The organism is Sphingopyxis sp. 550B (assembly GCF_057401805.1).
Window position 1 is genome coordinate 3,304,425 of sequence record NZ_CM171610.1, and the last position, 20,436, is coordinate 3,324,860.

18 protein-coding genes are annotated in these 20,436 nt (G+C 68.9%); 4 read left to right on the top strand and 14 right to left on the bottom strand.

Annotated features, from left to right (window positions below):
* Positions 1 to 136 precede the first annotated feature (136 nt).
* The 6 genes from AC2S9W_RS15365 to glmM form a co-directional block, all read right to left on the bottom strand.
* A complete protein-coding gene (locus AC2S9W_RS15365) occupies positions 137 to 1,156 on the bottom strand; it encodes a DUF2804 domain-containing protein (RefSeq protein WP_104960351.1) in 1,020 nt (339 codons plus the stop codon).
* 273 nt (positions 1,157 to 1,429) lie between these two features.
* The gene (locus tag AC2S9W_RS15370) at positions 1,430 to 2,326 is read right to left on the bottom strand and encodes an oxidoreductase (protein ID WP_486571230.1); all 897 of its coding nucleotides are present in this window, start codon (positions 2,324 to 2,326) and stop codon (positions 1,430 to 1,432) included.
* 15 nt (positions 2,327 to 2,341) lie between these two features.
* On the bottom strand, positions 2,342 to 2,899 hold the full coding sequence (locus AC2S9W_RS15375) for a ribonuclease HII (RefSeq protein ID WP_212597025.1): 558 nt from the start codon (positions 2,897 to 2,899) through the stop codon (positions 2,342 to 2,344).
* A 127-nt stretch (positions 2,900 to 3,026) separates the two neighbouring features.
* Positions 3,027 to 4,172, bottom strand: coding sequence for a bifunctional hydroxymethylpyrimidine kinase/phosphomethylpyrimidine kinase (thiD, locus tag AC2S9W_RS15380; RefSeq protein ID WP_486571231.1), 1,146 nt, complete (start codon positions 4,170 to 4,172; stop codon positions 3,027 to 3,029).
* Positions 4,173 to 4,194: 22 nt separating this feature from the next.
* Entirely contained in the window at positions 4,195 to 4,425 is a 231-nt protein-coding gene (locus AC2S9W_RS15385; RefSeq protein ID WP_067107017.1) for a DUF1272 domain-containing protein, read from the bottom strand.
* Between the two features lie 122 nt (positions 4,426 to 4,547).
* Complete coding sequence (gene glmM / locus AC2S9W_RS15390; RefSeq protein ID WP_486571232.1) at positions 4,548 to 5,885, bottom strand: phosphoglucosamine mutase; 1,338 nt, start codon at positions 5,883 to 5,885, stop codon at positions 4,548 to 4,550.
* A 109-nt stretch (positions 5,886 to 5,994) separates the two neighbouring features.
* On the opposite strand from glmM, the gene AC2S9W_RS15395 reads away from it, so the two are divergent.
* The gene (locus AC2S9W_RS15395) at positions 5,995 to 7,245 is read left to right on the top strand and encodes a dicarboxylate/amino acid:cation symporter (protein ID WP_486571233.1); all 1,251 of its coding nucleotides are present in this window, start codon (positions 5,995 to 5,997) and stop codon (positions 7,243 to 7,245) included.
* Positions 7,242 to 8,237: an aldo/keto reductase gene (locus AC2S9W_RS15400; RefSeq protein ID WP_486571234.1), complete on the top strand. Its 996-nt coding sequence runs from the start codon at positions 7,242 to 7,244 to the stop codon at positions 8,235 to 8,237. The genes AC2S9W_RS15395 and AC2S9W_RS15400 overlap by 4 nt, the downstream gene beginning before the upstream one ends.
* On the opposite strand, the gene AC2S9W_RS15405 is transcribed toward AC2S9W_RS15400, so the two are convergent.
* From AC2S9W_RS15405 to AC2S9W_RS15425, 5 genes are read right to left on the bottom strand one after another with little or no spacing between them, the layout of a single operon-like run.
* Positions 8,234 to 8,776, bottom strand: a complete 543-nt coding sequence (locus AC2S9W_RS15405) for a DUF1003 domain-containing protein (protein ID WP_076077809.1) — start codon at positions 8,774 to 8,776, stop codon at positions 8,234 to 8,236. The genes AC2S9W_RS15400 and AC2S9W_RS15405 overlap by 4 nt on opposite strands.
* 25 nt (positions 8,777 to 8,801) lie before the next feature.
* Positions 8,802 to 9,503, bottom strand: a complete 702-nt coding sequence (locus AC2S9W_RS15410) for an NnrU family protein (RefSeq protein WP_083675076.1) — start codon at positions 9,501 to 9,503, stop codon at positions 8,802 to 8,804.
* A gap of 39 nt (positions 9,504 to 9,542) precedes the next feature.
* Entirely contained in the window at positions 9,543 to 10,844 is a 1,302-nt protein-coding gene (locus AC2S9W_RS15415) for an amidohydrolase family protein (protein WP_076075159.1), read from the bottom strand.
* Positions 10,841 to 12,253, bottom strand: coding sequence for an amidohydrolase (locus AC2S9W_RS15420; protein ID WP_083675074.1), 1,413 nt, complete (start codon positions 12,251 to 12,253; stop codon positions 10,841 to 10,843). The genes AC2S9W_RS15415 and AC2S9W_RS15420 overlap by 4 nt, the downstream gene beginning before the upstream one ends.
* Position 12,254: 1 nt before the next feature.
* Entirely contained in the window at positions 12,255 to 13,904 is a 1,650-nt protein-coding gene (locus AC2S9W_RS15425; RefSeq protein ID WP_486571235.1) for a peptide MFS transporter, read from the bottom strand.
* Between the two features lie 167 nt (positions 13,905 to 14,071).
* Here AC2S9W_RS15425 and AC2S9W_RS15430 point away from each other — a divergent pair, with 167 nt between their 5' ends.
* A complete protein-coding gene (locus AC2S9W_RS15430; protein ID WP_076075154.1) occupies positions 14,072 to 14,653 on the top strand; it encodes a nitroreductase family protein in 582 nt (193 codons plus the stop codon).
* A 71-nt stretch (positions 14,654 to 14,724) separates the two neighbouring features.
* Positions 14,725 to 15,072, top strand: coding sequence for a GntR family transcriptional regulator (locus AC2S9W_RS15435; protein ID WP_067183371.1), 348 nt, complete (start codon positions 14,725 to 14,727; stop codon positions 15,070 to 15,072).
* A gap of 30 nt (positions 15,073 to 15,102) precedes the next feature.
* Here the strand turns inward: AC2S9W_RS15435 and AC2S9W_RS15440 are convergent, their stop codons facing one another.
* From AC2S9W_RS15440 to prsK, 3 genes are read right to left on the bottom strand one after another with little or no spacing between them, the layout of a single operon-like run.
* Entirely contained in the window at positions 15,103 to 16,947 is a 1,845-nt protein-coding gene (locus tag AC2S9W_RS15440) for a tetratricopeptide repeat protein (RefSeq protein WP_076075151.1), read from the bottom strand.
* Complete coding sequence (prsR, locus tag AC2S9W_RS15445; protein WP_076075148.1) at positions 16,948 to 18,324, bottom strand: PEP-CTERM-box response regulator transcription factor; 1,377 nt, start codon at positions 18,322 to 18,324, stop codon at positions 16,948 to 16,950.
* Positions 18,321 to 20,435 (bottom strand): XrtA/PEP-CTERM system histidine kinase PrsK, encoded by a 2,115-nt coding sequence (prsK, locus tag AC2S9W_RS15450; RefSeq protein ID WP_076075146.1) that lies wholly within the window; start codon positions 20,433 to 20,435, stop codon positions 18,321 to 18,323. The genes prsR and prsK overlap by 4 nt, the downstream gene beginning before the upstream one ends.
* Position 20,436 lies beyond the last annotated feature (1 nt).

The window sequence follows — 20,436 nt, forward strand, 5'->3', positions numbered from 1 at the left end:
ATCGGCGCGGCGCGGCGTGACGAGAACGAAAGGAGTCTGCCACGACATATGGAGTCCGCCGCGACTCGCAGACTCAACCACTGGTGGTGTGGCCGCGCGGACTCACCTGCAAAAAATTTTTTCGAATGGCGCGGCGCTACCAGCGGTTCCAGACCTTCTCCGCGAAGCCGGGCAGGTCGCGCACCGTCATCGGCGTGCCGTCGTCGAGGATCACGCGGCCCGAGAACCAGCCGAACACCTGGTCCTGCTCGGTCTTGACCATCCCCGCATCGACCTTTGCCCAGCGGTTGACCGCCGGCGCGAAATCCATCTCGAAGCGCCCGTCATTGCTGGTGAAGCGCCACGGCGCGCTGTCGGGCGCGCCGTCGGGCATGTGGAACGTCACCCGGTCGAGCTTGTGCGCGCGGCCATCGACGAACAGCATATTCTCGCTCGCCGCCGAGGTGTCGCCGAAGCCATAGCCGATGTTGAAGCCGAACGGCCGGCCGTCGACCAGTCCCGACGCCGATCCCCAGTACCAGACATTGTCATAGGTCCAGACGCCGCGCCCCCAGTCGAGCACCGCGAAGGCGCTTTCGGGAACGAAATCATGGCTTTCCGTTCCGACCCTCACTCGGCCTCGCGCCGGCATGCAGTTGATCTTCTGGTTATAATAGAAGGCGTGCGGATCGTCGGCGAAGGGCGTCGCGATCACCATCCGGTCCATGGGCGGCTGGTCGAGCCAGACCTCGCCCGACAGTCCGCGCCCATCGTCGAAGCCCGGCGCATGGACCGTCAGCCGCCGCCCGCCCGGTTCGTGGCGAAAGGCGAGTTCGAGACCGTCCTGCGCCTGGACGATGTCGCCGCGGTCGGCGCTGGCGGGAAGCGCCATGCTGCCCATCGGCTCGGCGATCAGGGCGCCGTGGTTGACGAAGCGCCGCCCGCGCAAATCCATCCACGACACGCCCAGAAAACCCGCATAGCCATTGTCTGCAACGGTCAGCGCGAGCCCGAACTCGCCATCGAGCACGCAATAATAGTCCCATTCCTTGATCCGCACCGGCTCCGCGCCGATCGCCGCGCGGTCGTAACGGCGGACCTCGCGCGTCGCATAGCCGGGGTCGATCAGCCGCCCCGCGGCATCGTGGAGCGGGCCCTCGCCCATCCTGTGTTGCATCGTCATCCTAGGTCACAGACCCATAATTTACGGGTTCGAGGCGTCGAAATGGCGAAGATATCGGGCTTGGGCGGATGCAGCGGGTAGCATCGCTACCCGCAAGGCCGCACGAGCCTGAGATCGAAGCCATTTCGGCGTCGCTTCGCGATTTGACCGATTTTGCCCATGGCTTCGTCGGCAAGTCTTGAAATATCGACATATTCCTGCGCCTTGCCTCCTCGCCCTGAGCAAAATCGCTTCAAACCTCGAACCCGTAAATTATGGGTCTGTGACCTAGAGCCCCGGATCGACGCCAGTCAGTTCGACCGAGCGGTCCCACAATTCGCGGGCGAGCCGGGGATCGCGCGCGCGGCCGGTCGCGCGCGCCGCGCCCGACGGCCCCGAAATCTCGCCCAGCCCCTGCGGCCCGACATAATCGCCGCCGCGCACCTTGGGGCCCGTCGCCGCCTGCAGCGTCGGCCAGGCACCGCGTGCGGCGCTGTTGAAGAAAGGGGTCGCCAGCGGCGTCATCGACCGCAGCGGCCACGGCAGGTGCCGCGTCAATTCGGTGAGCGCGACGCCTGGATGGCAGCCGACCGCCTCAGTCTCCCGCCCCGCCGCGCGCAGCCGCCGGTCGAGCTCGAACATCGTCAGCAGATTGGCAAGCTTGCTCATCTGGTAGCGCGGCCAGCGAGAATAGCCGCGCGTCGCAGACAGGTCGCTGAAATCGATCTGACCTTCCTTGTGCGCGAGGCTCGCGGTGATGACGATACGGTGGTCGACATGCCGATGGAGCAGGCCGGTGAAGGCGAAGGTGCCGAGATGGTTCACCCCGAATTGCAGTTCGAAGCCCTGCTTCGTCAGCGTCCGTGGCGGGATCATCACCCCGGCGTTGTTGATCAGCCCGTGCAGGCGCGGGCCGTCCAGCACCGCCGCCGCCGCCTCGCGCACCCGGTCGAGGTCGGCGAGGTCGAGCGGCTGGAACGTCAGGTCGGCCTGCGGCACCTCGGCACGGATGTGCGCCATCGCCGCCTCGGCGCGCGCGGCATCGCGGCAGGCGAGGATCACATGCGCCCCGCGCGCGGCCAGCAGCTTTGCGGTTTCGAAGCCGATTCCGGCATTGGCCCCGGTAACGAGGAAGACACGCCCGGTCTGGGCCGACACATTGTCGGCCGTGAATCCGCTGCCCATCGCCCTCTCCCGCCGTCAGATCAGCGCCAGTTGCGCGACCGGCGCGAAACTGGAGCGGTGATGCGGCGTCGCGCCCAGCCGGCGCAGCGCCGCGAGATGCTCCGCGGTACCATAACCCATGTTGCGTTCCCAGCCAAAGCCGGGAAAGTCGCGCGCCGCCGCGACCATGATGCGGTCGCGATGCTCCTTGGCGATGATGCTCGCGGCGGAGATGCATGGATGCAGCGCATCGCCGCCGATCACCGCGCGCGCGCGATAGCGCCATCGCGGCAGCCGGTTGCCGTCGACCAGCACCTCGTGCGGGTCGCAGCCGAGCGATTCGACCGCGCGCGTCATCGCAAGGAGGGTCGCCTGAAGGATATTGATCGCGTCGATCTCGGTGACGCTCGCCTCGCCGACGCCCCAGCGGCAGCGCGCCTTGATCTGGATCTCCAGTTCTCCACGCCGCTTCGCGCTGAGCTTCTTCGAATCGTCGAGCCCGTCGATGCCGCCGTCGCACAGGATCACCGCCGCCGCGACCACCGGCCCGGCGAGCGGCCCGCGTCCGGCCTCGTCGACACCAACGATCAGCATGCCCCCTCCCGCTTGCGGGAGGGGCAGCGAGACTTGCGAGCTTGCTCACTAGTCGCAGCGGGGTGCGCGGCGAGAACTCGCTTCAATCGCACCCACGCCTGGCCCCGTCCGCTTGCGGAAAGGAGGCTCATAGCCGCCACGGCGGATACCTCCGATACTCGCCCGCCTGATAGAGGCACAGGCGGTTGCCGGCCGGATCGGTCAGCCGCGCCTCGCGCCAGCCCCATTCCTCGTCGCGCGGCATGTGGTCGAAGCGCACCCCGCGCCGCGCGAGATAGGCGACCCAGGCGTCGAGCGCGCCGCTTTCGAGATAGGTCGTCGCGCCGCCCGCTGCCGCGGTCTCCCCGACATGGATCGACAGGGTAACGCCGTTCACCGCCTCGAAGCGTGCATAGCCGTTCGCGGGACTGTCGACGATCTGCGTCAGGCCCATCAGCTTGTAGAAGGCGACCGAGGCCGCATAATCCTGCGCCGGCAGCATGAACTGATTGAGCGCGGGGCCGGTGAACAGCCCGTCGTTGCGCACCGCCTGCTGCCCCATCGGGCCATGGCCTTCGCCCAATCCGGGCGCGGCGAGCAGCGACAGGCGCACGAAATCGCGCGCGCGCGCGATCGCGGGCTCCAGCGGCATGCCCTGCGCCAGCCCCGTCGCGATCGCGCTCGCCAGCGTGCAGCCGGTGCCATGGGTGTGCGGCGTGTCGATCCGCGGCGCTTCCCAGCGCGCGACCTCGCCGGCGTCGGGTTCGATCAGGCGATCGGTCACGGTATCGCCGTCGCCATGACCGCCCTTGGCGAGCAAGGCGCAGCCGTGCGCGAGCACCGCCGCCTCGCCGCCGAGCGCCGCCAGTTCATCGCGGTTCGGCGTCGCGACCGTCGCGCGATCGAGCAGCGCCTCGAAGGCGCGAATCGTCGCCGCATCGGCGAGCGCCGATCCGCTGGTCGCGACCATCACCGGATCGAAGACCACCGCCGCACCGGCGAGGTCGGGCCGCGCAAGCCGGTCGGCAACCGCCGCCGCGGTCTGTGCGCTGCCGATCATGCCGATCTTGACCGCATCGACGCCGATGTCGGCCGCGACGCTGTCGATCTGCATCAGCACCATCTCGGCGGGAACCGCATGGACGCCCTGCACGCCCATCGTGTTCTGCGCGGTGATCGCGGCGATCGCGGTCATCGCGTGGCCGCCGAGCATCGTCACCGTCTTGATATCGGCCTGAATCCCGGCCCCGCCGCCGCTGTCGGAACCGGCGATGATCAGGACGCGCGCGGTCATCGGACGAACCCGAATATCGAAATCATCTTGCGCCCGGATGCCGCCGCTCGGTCGAGGCCGGGAACTTCGCCAGTGCCGCCCCTTCGCGCAACGGCCGGTCGAGCAGGTCGCCGCCGCAATTGGGACAGCGCTCGTCGAGTTTATCGGCACAGGTCGCGCAGAATGTGCATTCGAACGAGCAGATGAACGCGCCGTGGATATCGGCGGGCAGGTCGCGGCCGCAGCGTTCGCAATCGGGGCGCATTTCCAGCATATGATTGTTCCTTAACTTCCGTTTGCCCCGAGCTTGTCGAAGGGGGTCATTTTTCCTTCCCCGCTCTTAGAGAGAAGAACGGGGCTTCGACAAGCTCGGCACGAACGGAAACAAAAAAGCTTCTATTCCGCCGCGACGCGCACCGCGTCGCAGATCATGTCGACGACCCGCTCCACCTGTCCGGCGTCGTCGCCCTCGGCCATCACCCGGATGACGGGTTCGGTGCCCGAGGCGCGGATCACCAGCCGGCCCCTGTCCGCCAGCATCGCCTCGCCCTCGGCGATCGCCGCCGCGACCTGCGCATCCTCGAGCGGTTTGCCACCGGCGAAGCGCACATTCTTCAGCAATTGCGGCATCGGGTCGAACTGGTGGAGCAGCGCGCTCGCCGGCTTGCCGCTCGTGACCAGTTCCGCCAGCACCTGAAGCGCGGCGAGCGTGCCGTCGCCGGTCGTCGCATGGTCCGACAGGATCATGTGCCCCGACTGCTCGCCGCCGACGTTGAACCCGCCCTCGCGCATCCTTTCGAGGACATAGCGGTCGCCGACCTTGGTGCGATCGAGCCGCAGCCCCTCGCCTTCGAGGAAGCGTTCGAGGCCGAGATTCGACATCACCGTCGCGACGATGCCGCCGCCCTTCAGCCGCCCCTGCCGCGCCCAGCTCGCGCCGATCAGCGCCATGATCTGGTCGCCGTCGACGATCGCGCCCGCTTCGTCGACGACGATCAGCCGGTCGGCGTCCCCGTCGAGCGCGATGCCGATGTCGGCACCGCTCGCCACCACCGTTTCCTGCAACAGGCCCGGTGCGGTCGAACCGCATTTGTCGTTGATATTCGTGCCGTTGGGGGTGACGCCGACCGCGATCACGTCGGCGCCGAGTTCCCAGAACACCGTCGGCGCGCTGTTGTACGCCGCGCCATTGGCGCAATCGAGCACGATCTTCAGCCCGTCGAGGCGCACCGCGGGCGGCAGACTGTTCTTCACCGCGTGGATATAGCGCCCCCGCGCGTCCTCGATGCGCTTGGCGCGCCCGATGTGCGCCGGCGCGGCAAGCGGCGGCTCGCTGGCGAGCAGCCGCTCGATCGCCGCCTCGTCGGCGTCGGACAGCTTGTAGCCGTCGGGGCCGAACAGCTTGATGCCATTGTCGTGGAACGGATTGTGGCTGGCGGAGATCATCACGCCCAGGTCGGCGCGCATCGACGGGGTCAGCATCGCGACCGCGGGCGTCGGCATCGGCCCGACCTGCACCACGTCCATCCCGACGCTGGTGAATCCCGCAACCAGCGCATTTTCCAGCATATAACCCGACAGGCGCGTGTCCTTGCCGATCACCACGCGGTGCTTGTGCGTCCCGCGCAGGAAATGCGCCCCCGCCGCCATGCCGACGCGCATCGCGACCTCGACGGTCATCGGAACCTGGTTGGTCAGCCCGCGAATGCCGTCGGTCCCGAAAAACTTGCGCATGGCACCTCCGCTTCCTAATCGTCGGGATGAGACGCGAGCCCATCCCGCACAACCGGGACGGCCCTAAGTCACCCATTTTTGCTTGGCAAGCGGGCCAGGGGGTTTGAACGTGAAATCGGCATGGATCATCCTTTCGGCGCTGGTCGCCGGGATGCTGCTGGGGATCGGCATCGAAGGCGTTTCGCCGTCGGCGGCGCAGGCGTCGTTGCCGTTCGTCGAACCGTTCGGAACGCTGTGGCTCAACGCGCTCAAGATGACGATCATTCCGCTGATCGTCGCGCTGCTGATCACCGGCATCACCGCGACCGCCGACGCCGCGCGCGCCGGGGCGCTCGCCGCGCGCGCGGTGATGACCTTCCTCGGCGCCATCTTCCTGTCGGGGCTGATGTCGCTGATCATGACCCCGTTGCTGATCGAGCTGTTCCCGCTGTCGGCGGAGGCCGCCGCGGCGCTTCGCCACGGGCTCGGCGGCACGGCGCAGACCGCGCCCTCGCCGACCTTCGGCGATTTCCTGCTGTCGCTGATCCCGACCAACCCGATCGCGGCGGCGGCCGAGACGGCGGTGCTGCCGCTGATCGTCTTCACCACCATCTTCGCCTTCGCGATCACCCGCATCGGCGAAGCGCAGCGCGCCCTGCTGTCGAACCTGTTCAAGGCGCTGGGCGACGCGATGCTCGTCGTCATCGGCTGGGTGCTAGCGCTCGCGCCCTTCGGCGTCTTCGCGCTCGGCTATGCCCTCGCGGTCAAGGCGGGGGTCGCCGCATTCGGCGGGCTGGTCCATTATGTGCTGATCGTGTCGGGCATCGGGGTATGCTGCGTCGTGCTGGGGCTGCTGCTCGCCTGGCTCGCCGTCGGGGTGCCGCTGCCGCGCTTTATCCGCGCGATGGTGCCGACGCTGGCGGTGGCGATCAGCACGCAAAGCTCGCTCGCCTGCCTGCCCGCGATGCTCCAGGCGTCGGCCGAACTGGGCGTGCCGCCGAAAAAGGCCGACATCGTGCTGCCGCTCGCGGTCGCGCTGTTCCGCTTCACCAGCACCGCGATGAACCTGGCGGTCGTCGTCTATATCGCCTGGCTGTTCGGGATCGGGCTGACGCCGTGGACGATGGCGGTCGGCCTTGCGGTCGCGATGGCGGCGGCGCTGTCGTCGGTCAGCCTGCCCGGGTCGATCAGCTATGTGACCTCGATCGCCCCGATCGCGGTGTCGATGGGCGTGCCCGTCGCGCCGCTGGGGCTGCTCGTCGCGGTCGAGACCTTCCCCGACATCTTCCGCACCATCGGCAACGTCGTCGGCGACGTCGCCGCCACCAAATTCGCCGCCGACCGGGTCGACGACGCACCCGCAGAAGGAGTTTCGCCATGAAATACCGCACGCTCGGCAACGGCCTGACCGTCTCCGCCATCGGCATCGGCTGCATGCCGATGATCAAGGGCGGCAACATCCTCTACGGCGAGAACGCCGACATCGACGAATCGACGCGGACGATCCATCGCGCGATCGACCTGGGCGTGACCTTCTTCGACACCGCCGAAATCTATGGTCCCTTCAGCAACGAGGAACTGCTCGGCGAAGCGATCCGGGGCAAGCGCGAGGGACTCGTCATCGCGACCAAGTTCGGCTTCCGCTTCGAAGGTCAGCGGATCACCGGGGTCGACGGCAGCCCCGCCAACGCCCGCCGCGCCTGCGAAGGATCGCTGCGGCGGCTCGGCATCGACACGATCGACCTCTTCTATCAGCACCGCGTCGACCCGGCCGTGCCGATCGAGGAAACCGTCGGCGGCATGATGGAGCTGGTGGCGGAAGGCAAGGTCCGCCACATCGCCTTGTCCGAGGCCGGCCCCGAAACGCTGCGCCGCGCCGCAAAGGCCGCGCCGATCACCGCCCTCCAGAGCGAATATTCGATCTGGGAGCGCGACGTGGAGGAGGAAATCCTGCCCATCTGCCGTGAGCATGGCATCGGCTTCATCCCTTATTCGCCGCTCGGCCGCGGCTTCTTGACCGGCAGCGTGCGCAGTCGCGACGACCTGCCCGAGCAGGACTGGCGCCGCAACGATCCGCGCTATTCGGACGAGAATCTGCCCGCCAATCTGCGGATCGTCGATGCGATCGCGGCGGTCGCGGCGCGGCATGGCGTCTCGAACGCGCAGGTCGCGCTCGCCTGGCTGCTCGCGCAGGGCGACGACATCGTGCCGATCCCCGGCACCAAGCGCCGCGTGACGATGGAGGACAGCGTCGGCGCGGCCGACCTGACACTGACCGCCGACGACCTCGCCGCCATCGCCGCAGCAGCGCCGCGCGGCGGCACCAGCGGCCCGCGCTACGGCGAACAGGGCATGCGGATGGTGCGGCTTTAGGAGCGCCCCAACCCCTTCAGGTGCGTGTCGAGCCGTTCGGTCAGCGCGTCGACCTTGTCCATCAACTCGGCGATGCGCATCTGGTCGATCTTCTCGTGCAGCCGCATGATCTCCAGCTCGGCGCGCAGGTTGATCTCGTAATCGAGCTTTTCGGTAAGACGGTCCTTTGCCGCCTGCCGGTTCTGGCTCATCATGATGACCGGCGCCTGCACCGCCGCGAGCATCGACAGCATCAGGTTGAGAAAGATGAACGGATAGGGATCGAAGGCGAGCCCCAGCCGGTCGAGCGCCTTCGAATTGATCAGCATCCATACGAACAGCACGCATGAAAAGGCGATGATGAAGCGCCACGAACCGCCCACCGCCGCGACCCGGTCGGCCAGCCGTTCGCCGAAGCTCGGCCGCGTCGCGCCGTCGTCGGCCTCGCCGATCGACTGGCTCGTCGGCGAGCGCTCGGCGATCGATCGGATCACCCGCTGCTCGGCCCGGTCGAGTTCGTCATAGGCGCAGCCGAGCAGGCGCAGCGACAGGTCGGACATTCTTTCGTCGCTGTTCACCGCGCCCTCACCCGATCCAGCGCCAGATGCCCGCCGCCATGAAGCCGAGCGCGCCGTGCGCCCAGGTCGCGGCGAGCCACAGCACGAAGCCACCGGCCAGCGCATGCGCGCGCGGGATCGCGTCGCCCCAGGGGGTGACGCCCGCGACCTGCCGCGCGAAGGGGACGAAGCTGGTGCGCGCCGCCCAGTGCCGCCACGCATCGCCCATCAGCCGCGCCTTCTTCACATCCTGCCCCGCCGAACCGACGAGCGCGAGAAAGGCGATCGCCGCCGACAGCACGAGTTGCCCCGGCGCCGGCATGACGAGCGCATGGGCGAGCGCCCACAGTGCAAAGCCCCACATCATCGGGTGCCGGGTGATCGCGAAGACGCCGCGCGGCGCCTTCTGCGCGGCAAAGGCGGCGCCGGGCGCGGGCAGCGCCGGATTGCCGATCAGCGATCCCATGAACAGGATGCTCGCGAACAGCACGAGCAGCGACGCCAGCGCCCACAGCGGATCGTCGACGGCCCACAGCGGCGGTTCGGGCGGCATGCCGCGCCACGCCTGCACGACCATCGCCAGCGTCGCGAAGGCGACGACCGAATAGACGATCTGGAAACCGCGCGGGCCGAGCCGCCCGGCCAGCGGGTCGCGCAGCGGATGCGAGAGCAGGAGGTGCGAACCGACGAAGAGCACGCAGGTCGTGATCAACAGCGACATCGGTTCCACGGGGTCGGTCTCCCTCCTGCGCGCCCTGCCGGCGCTACGTCATCGATCGTAGGCCTTGGGCAGCGCCCCTTCCTGCGGCGTGGCATAGCGGTCGCGCAACCGGTCCTGCCGCGTCGTCAACGACTGGCGCTTGCCGTCGATCCAGATCGCCGTCGGGCGGCTGCCGAGTTCGAGCGGGTCACGGTCCCAGATCACCACGTCGCCGACCCGGCCGGGTTTCAGCGACCCGATGGCGCCGTCCATGCCGATCGCGCGCGCCGGGGCGCTGCTGATCGCGGCAAAGGCCTGGTCCCAGCTCAGCCCGCTGGCTCCCGGCTGGCGGGTGAGCGCCACCAGATTGCCGGCATATTGCGTCGTATACCCCATTTTGTGCGCATCGTCGTCGTCGAACACGCCGACCGACACGTCGATCCCCGCCGCCTTCAGCCGCCCGGCGTTCGACTGCGTCGCGCCCAGCCGCTCGAAGCTGTCGGGCAGGTCGCTGAGCGGCGACAGGATCACCGGCACCTTCGTGGCGGCGATCTGCGGCGCCACCAGCCATCCCTCGGTCGCGCCGACGAGGACGAGCTTCAGCGCCGGGAAATCGCTCTTGAGCCCCAGCACGTTCAATATGTCGGCGGCGCGGTCGACGCGCACGAACAGCGGCGTCGTGCCGTCGATCACCCGCACCAGCGCATCGGCATCGGCGCGCTGGATCATCGCGTCATTGCCCCATTCGGCGAGCGCCGCGGGATTGCGCGCATAGCTGCGCGCCGCGAGCAATTGTTCGCGGAACAGCAGGAAGGTCGCGGCTCGGCTGCCGCCCGCCTTTGCCGACCCATCCTCGCCGAAGGCGACGAACTGCAAGGCGCGGGGCCGCGTCACCATGGCCATGTCATCGCCCAGGTCGACGACGGCGCCCTGCCCCGCGAACAGGTTGCTGCTGCCGCTCGGCGCGACGATCGCGCGGGTGACGCCCGCGGCGCGGTTCACCGCGACCGGCGAGCCCATCGGGTTGAGCGCGGGCGCAATGTCGAGCCCGGCCGAAAAGCGCGTGCGCGCCGCGGCGCGGTCGTTGGTGCCCGGCACGGCATCGACCTCGACCAGCCCGACGCGGCTGAACGCCGCGACGATCCCCGGCGTCACATAGCGGCCGCCGGCGTCGACCGCCTCTACCCCTGCGGGAACGGCGACACCCGCGCCGGCCGCGACGACCTTGCCGGCGCGCACGACGACGGTGCCGCCCTCGATCGGCGCGCTGCCGTCGCCGACGACGAGCTTGGCGTTGGTGATCGCGACATCCTGCGCCGCGACGGGCGAAGCCGCCACGATGGCGACGGAAAGCAGAAGCGCGCGCATCATTTCACATCTCCCTCGCCCGGCTGGCCCAGCTCGAAATCGCTCACCGGCCGCCGCTTGGGGTCCATCGCGTCGTACAGCAGCGCCCCGTCGACCCACACTTTTTCGGGGCGGGTATAGACGCTGAACGGATTGCCGTTCCACAGCACGACATCGGCCATCTTGCCGGGTTTCAGGCTGCCCGTCTTCGCCTCGATGCCCAGCGCCTTCGCCGGGTTGTAGGACAGCCAGGTCCACGCCTGCTCGTCGCTGATCTCGATCCCCATGCGGCGCCCGGCGGCAAGGCCCTTCGCCGCTTCCTGGTTGAGCCGCTGGATCTGGTTCGCGTCGTCCGAATGGACGATCGTGCAGGTGCCGGCCTTGTATACGAGCGGAATATTCTCCGGCACGCTGTCATAGGCTTCCATCTTGAAGCCCCACCAGTCGGCCCACAGCGCGGCGCAGATTCCCTCGCGCTGCAGCAGGTCGGCGATCTTGTAGGCCTCGACCGCGTGGTGGAAGGCCGCGACCTTGTAGCCGAACTCGTGGCTCATATCGATGACCTGCGCCATCTCGTCGGCACGATAGCAGTGGTTCTGTACCCGGATCTCGCCCGACAGCACCCCCGCGAGCGTTTCCATCGCCAGGTCGCGGTCGACCGTCTTGCCGTCGTCCAGCTTCTTCTTGTACGCCGCCGCCTTGGCCCAGGTCTGGCGATCGACCGCCATATTGCCCATGCGGGTCGACGGCATCCGGCCCTTGGCGCCATAAACGCGCTTCGGATTCTCGCCGCACGCCATCTTCAGCCCATAGGGTGCGCCGGGGAATTTCATGCCCTGCACGGTCCGCGCGGGCACGTTCTTGAGCACGACCGAGCGTCCGCCGATCAGGTTGGCGCTGCCCGGCAGGATCTGGAGCGTCGTGACGCCGCCGTTGGTGAGCGCGCGGCCGAACCCCGGGTCCTGCGGCCAGACGCTGTGCTCGGCCCACACCTCGGGCGTCGTCGGGCTGGTCGCCTCGTTGCCGTCCGAATGCGCGGGAACGCTGGGCGAGGGATAGTCGCCAAGATGGCTGTGGATGTCGATGATGCCGGGGGTCAGATACTTGCCCGTTCCGTCATAGACCGCGATGTCGGCCGGAATCGGCAGGTCGGCGCCGCCGATCGCCTCGACCTTGCCGTTGGTCAGCAGCACCGTGCCGTTGTCGATCCGCCCGCCCTCGCCGTCGAAGATCGTGACATTGCGCACCGCGGTCGCCTGCCCCGGATAGGGCTTGTAGGTCGAAGGATAGGGGTCCTTGTCGAACTTGGCGGGTTTGTCCGCCGTCGCCGCCGGCTTGTCGTTCGCCGACTCCACCGTGCCGTTCGACGCCGCGCATCCCGCGAACGCCAGCGACACCGCAGCCAGCAGGCTGCCCCTTACGCCCCTTGTCATATTATGCTCCCGGATTGGTAACAGGATGGACGCCGGCGCCCTGCGGCTCGGCCAGTTCCTCGGCGCCGGCCAGTTCGCCTTCGCGATCGCGCAGCGTGTCGAGGTGCATCCATTTCTTCACGATCGGCGACAGCGCGAGGACGACGACGCTCGCGCCGATGGTGATCAGGCCGATCTCCCAATAGATGCCGAGCGTCGCTTCCTTGGTCATGTCGCCGCTTTCGCCGCCGGTCGCCTCGCCGATCTTGCCCGCGACGAAATTGCCCACCGCAGTCATGTAGAACCACGCCCCCATGATCAGCGACGCCATGAACGACGGCGCGAGCCGGTTCATCGCGCTCAGCCCCACCGGCGACAGGCAAAGCTCGCCCGTGGTGTGGAGAAGATAGAGCAGGAAGACGAAGATCACCGGGGTCGCGACTTCCGGCGCAACGCTGTTCGCGCCCCAGACGAAGACGAGGAAGCCCGCGCCGACCTGCGCCAGCGCCAGCGCGAACTTCGCGGGCGCCGAGGGCTCCAGCCCGCGCTTGCCGAGCCATTGCCACAGCCCGGCAAAGACCGGCGCGAACAGGATGATGTAGATCGGGTTGATCGACTGGAACACCGACGCGGGCACCCCGCCCGTATCGACATAGCGGTCGGTATAGAGGTTGAAGCTGCCGCCCGCCTGTTCGAACAGGCCCCAGAACAGCGGGTTGAGCGCGATCAGGAAGAGGATGGCGAAGATGCGTTCGCGCGGTTCCTTGTCGAGCTTGAACGCCTGGAACAGCACCCAGCCGAGCAGCGAGAAGCCCGATACGACGAGCAGCGTCTGAATGACGTCCTGATACTGGACGAGCGCCCACATCACCGCGACCGCGGCGAGGCCGACGCCATAGACGGTCCATTCGGTCTGGCGCGACAGCGGCGCGGACGCCTCGCCGGCGCCGAGCAGCACCTTCTTGCCGAGCACGAAGACGATCAGGCCGGCGATCATGCCGATGCCCGCGAGGCCGAAGCCATAGGACCAGCCGACCTTCTGCCCCAGATAGCCGACGAGGATCGTGCCGAGCGCGGCGCCGACGTTAATCCCCATATAGAAGATCGTGTAGGCCGCGTCGCGGCGCAGGTCGGTCAGGCGATAGAGCTGGCCGACCATCACCGAGATATTGGCCTTCAGGAAACCCGAGCCGACGATGATCAGCGCGAGCGCGAGCCAGAAGATGTTGATCGCGGAATCGGCCTGCTTCGTCGCGACGTCGGTGATGCCGTGGTCGCCTTCGAACGCCATGAAGAGATGGCCGAGCGCGAGCAGGACACCGCCGAACAGCACCGCCTTGCGCTGCCCCAGATAGCGGTCGGCGATATAGCCGCCGAGCACCGGGGTGATATAGACGAGCGCGGTATAGGCGCCATAGATCAGGTTCGACTTGCCGTCGGAGAACAACCAGTGCTGCGTCAGGTAGAAGATCAGCAGCGCGCGCATGCCATAGTAGGAGAAACGCTCCCACATCTCGGCGAAGAAGAGCATGTAGAGGCCCTTCGGGTGCCCGGCGAACTCGGGCTTTCTGCTGCCCGCGATGAGCGCGCCGATGCTCAGGAAGACGCCGAGGATGACCAGCGCGATGACCGCGATCCAGTCCCCCTCGTCCCACAAGGCCATGTCTTTCATGCGCGCGCGTCCCTTTTCCCTGTTTCGTATACCGCGGCCCCTCCGCCGCGCGAATGCGACAACCTAGCGCGAAAATTGCGTATGGAAAGAATCTAATTGCGCGCGTAACCAGTCCGGGCCGTGGCGCGCTCTTGCGAAAGCTTCGCAAAAAGCCCACATGCGCGGGCATGTTCAACGACACCTCCTCGCTGCTCGCCCATCTTTCGACACGCCGTTCGGGCAAGGCGCGCGACATGGTCGCGCCGGGTCCCGATGCCGCGCAACTGCGCGCGATCCTGTCGCTCGCCCTGCGCACGCCCGACCATGGCAAGCTCGCCCCGTGGCGCATCGTCACCGTGGCGGACAGCCAGCGCGATGCCTTTGCGGCGCTGCTGAAGCGGGCGTGGATCGACGAGCATCCGGGCGCCGAGGGGATGGACCTGTCCGCGCTCGACCAGTTCGCGCATCAGGCGCCAACGTTGCTGGTGCTGCTCTCCACGCCGGTCGCCGACAGCAAGATTCCGCGCTGGGAACAACAGATGTCGGCGGGCGCGGTCGGCATGAACCTGCTCCACGCGGCGCATGCCCATGGCTTCGTCGGAAGCTGGCTGACCGGCTGGGCGGCCTATTCCCCGCCGGTCGCGGCGGCGTTCGGCGCGCGCGAGGGCGATACGATCGTCGGCTATTTCTTCCTGGGCACGCCGGCCAGGCCGCTCGATGAACGGCCGCGACCGGAATATGGCGATGTCGTCCGCGACTGGGACATATAGTTTCGCCATCGAAAAGCATCGCGCAAGGATCGCAATTTGACTGTGATGCTGTCTTATGGCATTAAGTCGGCATGCTCGATCAATCGAAACCGGTCTACCAGCGGCTGCGCGATGTCATCGCCAACGCGATCCTCGACGGCACCTATCGCGATGGCGACATGCTGCCGTCGGTCCGCTCGCTCGCGGCGGAGGAAGGCGCCAATCCGCTGACCGTCGCCAAGGCCTATCAGACCTTTCAGGACGAGGGGCTGGTCACGGTGAAGCGCGGCGTCGGCATGTTCGTCGCCGAGGGGGCGACCGACCGGCTGCGCACCCTGATGCGCGAGGATTTCCTGACCAACATCTGGCCGCCGGTCGCGCAGCAGATTCGCCGCATCGGCCTCGACGCACGCGCGCTGCTCGACCTGACCGACGCCTGATTCGCCGGCTCGCCGGTCGCGGCGCGATGCTCAGCGCCCGATCTGGTCGGCCTTGTCGCGCAGGTCCTCCGCCGCCTGCCGGTCGCCCTGGCGTTTGAGCAGGTCGGCATAGATCAGCATGATATCGCCGTTCAGCGGCTGGAGCCGGTAGGCGAGCGCGATCAGCGGCAGCGCGCGGTCGTCGCGGTCCTTCGCGGCCCACGCGCGCGCCAGCTCGCGCAGGATCACGACGTCGCGATTGCCGATGCGCCGGCGGACGCGTTCGAAATGCGCGATCGCCTGGTCCCAATGCTCGAGGTCCATCGCAAGGTGCCCGGCCAGCCGGTCGGCGGCGATGCTCGACGGCTGGCTGTCGCGCAATGCGAGGATCGCGGCGCCCGACCCCGCGGGATCGTTCGCGCGGTATAGCGCATTGGCGAGGCGCAGCGTCGTCCGCTCGCTCGCGTCGAGGTCGCGCGCCTTGCGATAGGCTTCGATCGCCAGCTCATATTGCCCGCCCGCCATCGCGGCGTCGCCCAGCAGGATATGCGCGTCGGCGACCCCCCGATTCGCATCGCGGAGCGCCCGCGCGCGATTGATCGCCGCGCCGCCGCGCCCCCGTTCGATGTCCGCGCCGATGGCGGGGATCACCTTCGCCGGGTCGAGCGGCGCGGCGTCGGCGCGCATCGCGACGAGCCCATAGTCGTCGTCGACCGCAAAGGGCGCCGCATCGCCCCGCGTCAGCGCGGCCGCGCGCGCCATATAGCCCGCCGATGCCGCGCGCGCGCCCTGCTCTGCGGCGACGCGCGCCGCGAGCAGCAGCGACCAGCTGTCGGCATCGGCGCGCGCCACCAGCGGCGCCAGCGCCTCGCCGGCGCCGTCGGCATCACCATCGGCCCAGTTCGCCGCCGCCAGCATACGCCGCGCCGTCCCGTTGTCGGGCTGCGCCATCAGCAGGCGCTCGGCCCAGCTCGCCGCCACCGCCTCGCCGCCGAGCTGCAACTCGACGACCGCGCTGAGCAGCATGAAGCCGGGCTGATCGTCCATCTCGCCGCGCGTGCGCTGCAACAGGCTGCGCGCCAACTGGTAATCGTCGGCGCGCGCGGCCAGCACCGCCTGCAGATAATAGAGGCGCGGATCGCCCGGCGTGACCGCCGCGGCGCGGCGCAGCGCCGCGAGCATGTCGCGGTAGCGCCCGAGATCGCCGAAGGTCGCGGCCTGGTCGATCAGCGCCCCGGCATTGTCGGGGTCGATCGCCAGCGCCTTGTCGTACCAGGACAGCGCGGCGACCAGGCCCTGCTGCGTGCGCACCAGATTGGCCTTCAACGCCAGCGCCCCGCTGTTCTGCGGATCGAGTTCGATCGCATAGTCGACCGCGTCGCGCGCGCCGAGCGTGTCCGCATTGGCGTCGCGAAAGCGCGCGACGTCGACCCACAGCGCCGATTCGCGCGGCAGTTCGCGCACCGCGCGGTCGAAGGCATCGCGCGCCGCGCCCAGGTCGCCATTGTCGAGATGGACGTCGCCCGCCACCCACGCCGCCTCGCCGATCGCCTCGGGCGCGATCGGGCCGGCGTCGAGCGTCTGCAGCGCCCGCCGCCCGTCGCCCTGCATCGCATAGGCGCGCGCGAGCAGCGGGCGCAGCACCTCGGCATTGCCCCCCGCCGCGAGTGCGGCCTTGACCGCGGCTTCGGCGGCGACGCCGTCGTGCAGCGCGATCGCGACGCGCGCCAGTTCGGTCCGCGCGTCGAGCGCGGCGGGGTCATCGGCGATGGCATCGCGCAACTCAGCGCGGCGTTCCTCGAGCGTCGCGCGCGGGTCCTGCGGACGCGGACCCCCGCACCCCGCGAGCAGCGCCGCCCCGCACAGCGCGCCGATCCAGGCCCCCCGGACGCGCATTCACCCCTGCATCTGATATTGCTTGAGGAGGTCGTAGAGCGTCGGACGACTGATCCCGAGCAGCTTCGCCGCCAGCGAAATATTGCCTTCGCTCTGCGTCATCGCGCGGCGGATCGCGACCCGGTCCGCCGCCTCGCGCGCGCTGCGCAGGTTCAGATAGGCCTCCTCGCCCCCGTCGCCCGCCGCCGCCATGTCAAGGTCGTCGCGGGTGACGAGCTTGCCGTCGGCCATGATGACGGCGCGCTTGATCCGGTTTTCGAGCTCGCGGACATTGCCCGGCCACCGCCCCTCGTCGATCGCCTGCAGCGCGTCGGGCGCAAAGCCGCGGACGCCCGAGTTCATCGCCGGCGCATATTGGTGGAGGAAATGCCGCGCGAGCAGCACCGCGTCGCCCGGACGTTCGGCGAGCGCGGGAATCCGCACCACCATCTCGGCCAGCCGGTAATAGAGATCGTCGCGAAAGCTGCCCGCGGCGATCATCGCGTCGAGGTCGCGGTGCGTCGCGCAGACGATACGCGTGTCGACCGCGATCGGCTTGCGCCCGCCGATGCGCTCGATCGTCCGCTCCTGCAGAAAGCGCAGCAGCTTGACCTGCAACGGCAGCGGGATGTCGCCGACCTCGTCGAGAAACAGGGTGCCGCCGTGCGCCAGTTCGATCTTGCCCTCGGTCGTCTTGACGGCGCCGGTGAAGGCCCCCTTCTCATGCCCGAACAGCTCGCTTTCAAGCAGATTCTCGGGAATCGCGGCGCAGTTGATGGCGACGAAGGCGCCGTCGCGGCGCGGGCTCGCCTCGTGCAGGCCGCGCGCCAGCAACTCCTTGCCGGTGCCGCTCGCGCCGAGCAGCATGACCGAAACGTCGAGCCCGGCGACGCGCTCGATCGTGCGCGCGACCTTCAGCATCTCGGGCGCGCCGGTAATCATGCCGCCGAGGACGCGGTTGTCGTTCGCGCCCTCGCCCGCGAGCCGGGCATTCTCGGCCTCCAGATCGTGGACATGAAAGGCGCGGCGAACGATCAGGCCCAGTTCCTCTATGGCGATCGGCTTCTGATAGAAATCCCAGGCGCCGCTCGCAATCGCTGCCAGCGCGCTCGCGCGTTCGCCGTGCCCCGACACGACGATCACCTTCGTATCGGGTTTCATTTCGAGGATCGCTTTCAGCAGGCGAAACCCCTCGCGCGTGCCGTCTGCGTCGGGCGGCAGGCCCAGGTCGAGCGTGACCACCGCCGGCTCCTCGGCGCGCAGCAGGTCGATCGCGGCGTCATGATCGCCCGCGATCAGCACGCGATAATCGTCATAGGCCCATTTGAGCTGCGCCTGCAGGCCGGGATCGTCCTCGACCACCAGCAGCGCACGCGGCTCCCCCCCCCTGTCGCTCATCGCGTCGCCACCTTCGTCATCATCGTTCCGGTCGCTTCATCCGCCGCCGCGCCGCCGGCAAGCGGCAGCCACAGCGTGAACCGGCTTCCCTCTCCCGGCTCGCTCGAAACGTCGATCATGCCCCCCATCGCCTGCGCGATCTGCAATGCCTCGAACGCGCCGAGGCCGAAGCCGCCCTCCTTGGTCGATACGAAGGGCTTGAACAGTTCGTCGCGGATGAAGGCGCGGCTCATCCCCGCGCCGCGGTCGATCACGTCGATCCGCACCCGCCCCTGCTCGCTCGCCGCGACAAGCTGCACGGTGGCGCCCTTGGGCGAGGCGTCGAGCGCATTGGCGGCGAGCTGCTCGACGATCTGGGCGATCGCCGCGCCGTCGCCGCGCGCGGCGAGCCCGGCATCGCAGCCCACGAACAGGTCGCCGCGCGGCCGCAGCCCGGCCGCCACATCGGTCAGGATCGGCTCGACCAGCACGCGCTCGACGCTCGCCGCCCGCGCGCGCTCGCGCGGTGCCAGCCGGGTCAGAAGATCGCTGAGCCGCCCCGCGGAGATTGTCAGCGTCTCGACCATGTCGGCGCGGAACGCGGGCTTGTCGGCGTGGCGCTCGGCATTGCGCGCGAGCAGCGAAAGCTGGCTCGCCAGATTCTTGATGTCGTGCATGATGAAGGCGAAACGGCGGTTGAACTCGTCGAAGCGGCGCGCCTCGGAAAGCGCCTGCTGGCTCTGCGATTCGGCCAGGTAGCTCGCCGCCTGCTGCCCCGCGATCCGCAGCACGTCGAAATCCTCCCAGTCGAGCGCGCGCAGCGCGGGCGGGCGGTGCAGCACGGCGACCGCGATCATGCGCTGAAAATGCAGCAGCGGGACGACGACCCAGGCACGCGCATCGGCGATCAGCCAGTCGGGCATCGCCAGCGCCTCGGCATCGTCGGCGCGCCCGTGGCGCACCGCTTCGAGGTCGACGATATGCTGTGTTTCCTGCAACATGAAGGCGGTGCGCAGCGGCAGCCGTGCATCCTCGTCGATCGCGACGGGCCAGCCCCAATGCTCGGCGACGTGAAAGCCGCCCTGCGCGTCGGGCAGCATCAGCAGCGCCGCCGGGCTTCCCGTCAGTTCGGCCAGCGCCTTGGCCACGCGCCGATGCAGGCTGGTGCCCCCCTCCTCGACCTGCGCCAGCGTCGCGGTGAAGCGCATCCATTCGGACCGATAGTCGTAGCGATGCTCGAAGAAATGCTTGCTGATCGTGACCGACAGCCACGCGCGCGCGCGCGCCGATGCGAACAGCAGCCCGCCCGCGCCGAGCGCGACGAGCAGGAAAAGGCTTTGCGCAAGCTCGCCATAATCCCCGCCGACCAGCCGCGCCACGGCGCCCGCCAGCGCGATCAGGATCAGATAGGCGGCGCCGCCGACGAGCAGGACGGCGCGCATCGCGGCGGGCCGCGACAGCCGCATCCGCTCGCGCCCGATGTCCATCGCGGCGATGACGAAGGTGGGCAGGATCAGCAGCGCTACGGCCGGGACGAGCGCGATCAGCGTCGAGGCGCGCTGCCCGGTCAGCGTGCCGATCAACTGGATATTGAGCTCATAGGCCCACAGCATCGCGAAGCCCCCCGCGACGGCAAGGGTCGGCATCCGCATCCGGCCGCCGGCGTGGCGGGCGCCGCCGTCGATCAGCAGCAGCCCGCCCGACGCCACGACCATCGCGACGATCGTCAGCGTCGGCTTCAGCCACGCCGCCGCGGTGCCGCCGTCGTGGAGCCATGCGGCCGCGCCGCCCGCCAGCATCGCGAGACAGAGCGCCGCAAGCAGCCGCTGGATCAGGCGCAGCGCTTGCGAGGTCGGCGCCGCCGCGGTCCGAAACGTCCCGGCGAGCCAGCCAAGGATCGCCAGGTCGCGCAGCGCCTGTGCCGCGAGCGTCGGCGGCGACCCCGCGCCCGACAGATATAGCGCGGCGCACCAGAGCGCCATCGCCGCCGCCGCGATCGTCAGCCGCCCCGGCGCCGGCATCAGCACCGCCATGCGCGCGCGCGGACGCGTCAGCAGCCAGATCAGCGCGCCGACGAAGCCGAGCAGCGCCAGACCCGCCAGCAGGTCCGACAGGGCCGACAGCGCCCCCATG

What these genes read in the sequence shown, in the direction of transcription:
- AC2S9W_RS15365 (WP_104960351.1), bottom strand. Translation starts at nt 1,156, where the DNA reads ATGCAACACAGGATGGGCGAGGGCCCGCTCCACGATGCCGCGGGGCGG.
- AC2S9W_RS15370 (WP_486571230.1), bottom strand. Translation starts at nt 2,326, where the DNA reads ATGGGCAGCGGATTCACGGCCGACAATGTGTCGGCCCAGACCGGGCGT.
- AC2S9W_RS15375 (WP_212597025.1), bottom strand. Translation starts at nt 2,899, where the DNA reads ATGCTGATCGTTGGTGTCGACGAGGCCGGACGCGGGCCGCTCGCCGGG.
- thiD (WP_486571231.1), bottom strand. Translation starts at nt 4,172, where the DNA reads ATGACCGCGCGCGTCCTGATCATCGCCGGTTCCGACAGCGGCGGCGGG.
- AC2S9W_RS15385 (WP_067107017.1), bottom strand. Translation starts at nt 4,425, where the DNA reads ATGCTGGAAATGCGCCCCGATTGCGAACGCTGCGGCCGCGACCTGCCC.
- glmM (WP_486571232.1), bottom strand. Translation starts at nt 5,885, where the DNA reads ATGCGCAAGTTTTTCGGGACCGACGGCATTCGCGGGCTGACCAACCAG.
- AC2S9W_RS15400 (WP_486571234.1), top strand. Translation starts at nt 7,242, where the DNA reads ATGAAATACCGCACGCTCGGCAACGGCCTGACCGTCTCCGCCATCGGC.
- AC2S9W_RS15405 (WP_076077809.1), bottom strand. Translation starts at nt 8,776, where the DNA reads ATGTCCGACCTGTCGCTGCGCCTGCTCGGCTGCGCCTATGACGAACTC.
- AC2S9W_RS15415 (WP_076075159.1), bottom strand. Translation starts at nt 10,844, where the DNA reads ATGATGCGCGCGCTTCTGCTTTCCGTCGCCATCGTGGCGGCTTCGCCC.
- AC2S9W_RS15420 (WP_083675074.1), bottom strand. Translation starts at nt 12,253, where the DNA reads ATGACAAGGGGCGTAAGGGGCAGCCTGCTGGCTGCGGTGTCGCTGGCG.
- AC2S9W_RS15425 (WP_486571235.1), bottom strand. Translation starts at nt 13,904, where the DNA reads ATGAAAGACATGGCCTTGTGGGACGAGGGGGACTGGATCGCGGTCATC.
- AC2S9W_RS15430 (WP_076075154.1), top strand. Translation starts at nt 14,072, where the DNA reads ATGTTCAACGACACCTCCTCGCTGCTCGCCCATCTTTCGACACGCCGT.
- AC2S9W_RS15435 (WP_067183371.1), top strand. Translation starts at nt 14,725, where the DNA reads ATGCTCGATCAATCGAAACCGGTCTACCAGCGGCTGCGCGATGTCATC.
- AC2S9W_RS15440 (WP_076075151.1), bottom strand. Translation starts at nt 16,947, where the DNA reads ATGCGCGTCCGGGGGGCCTGGATCGGCGCGCTGTGCGGGGCGGCGCTG.
- prsR (WP_076075148.1), bottom strand. Translation starts at nt 18,324, where the DNA reads ATGAGCGACAGGGGGGGGGAGCCGCGTGCGCTGCTGGTGGTCGAGGAC.
- prsK (WP_076075146.1), bottom strand. Translation starts at nt 20,435, where the DNA reads ATGGGGGCGCTGTCGGCCCTGTCGGACCTGCTGGCGGGTCTGGCGCTG.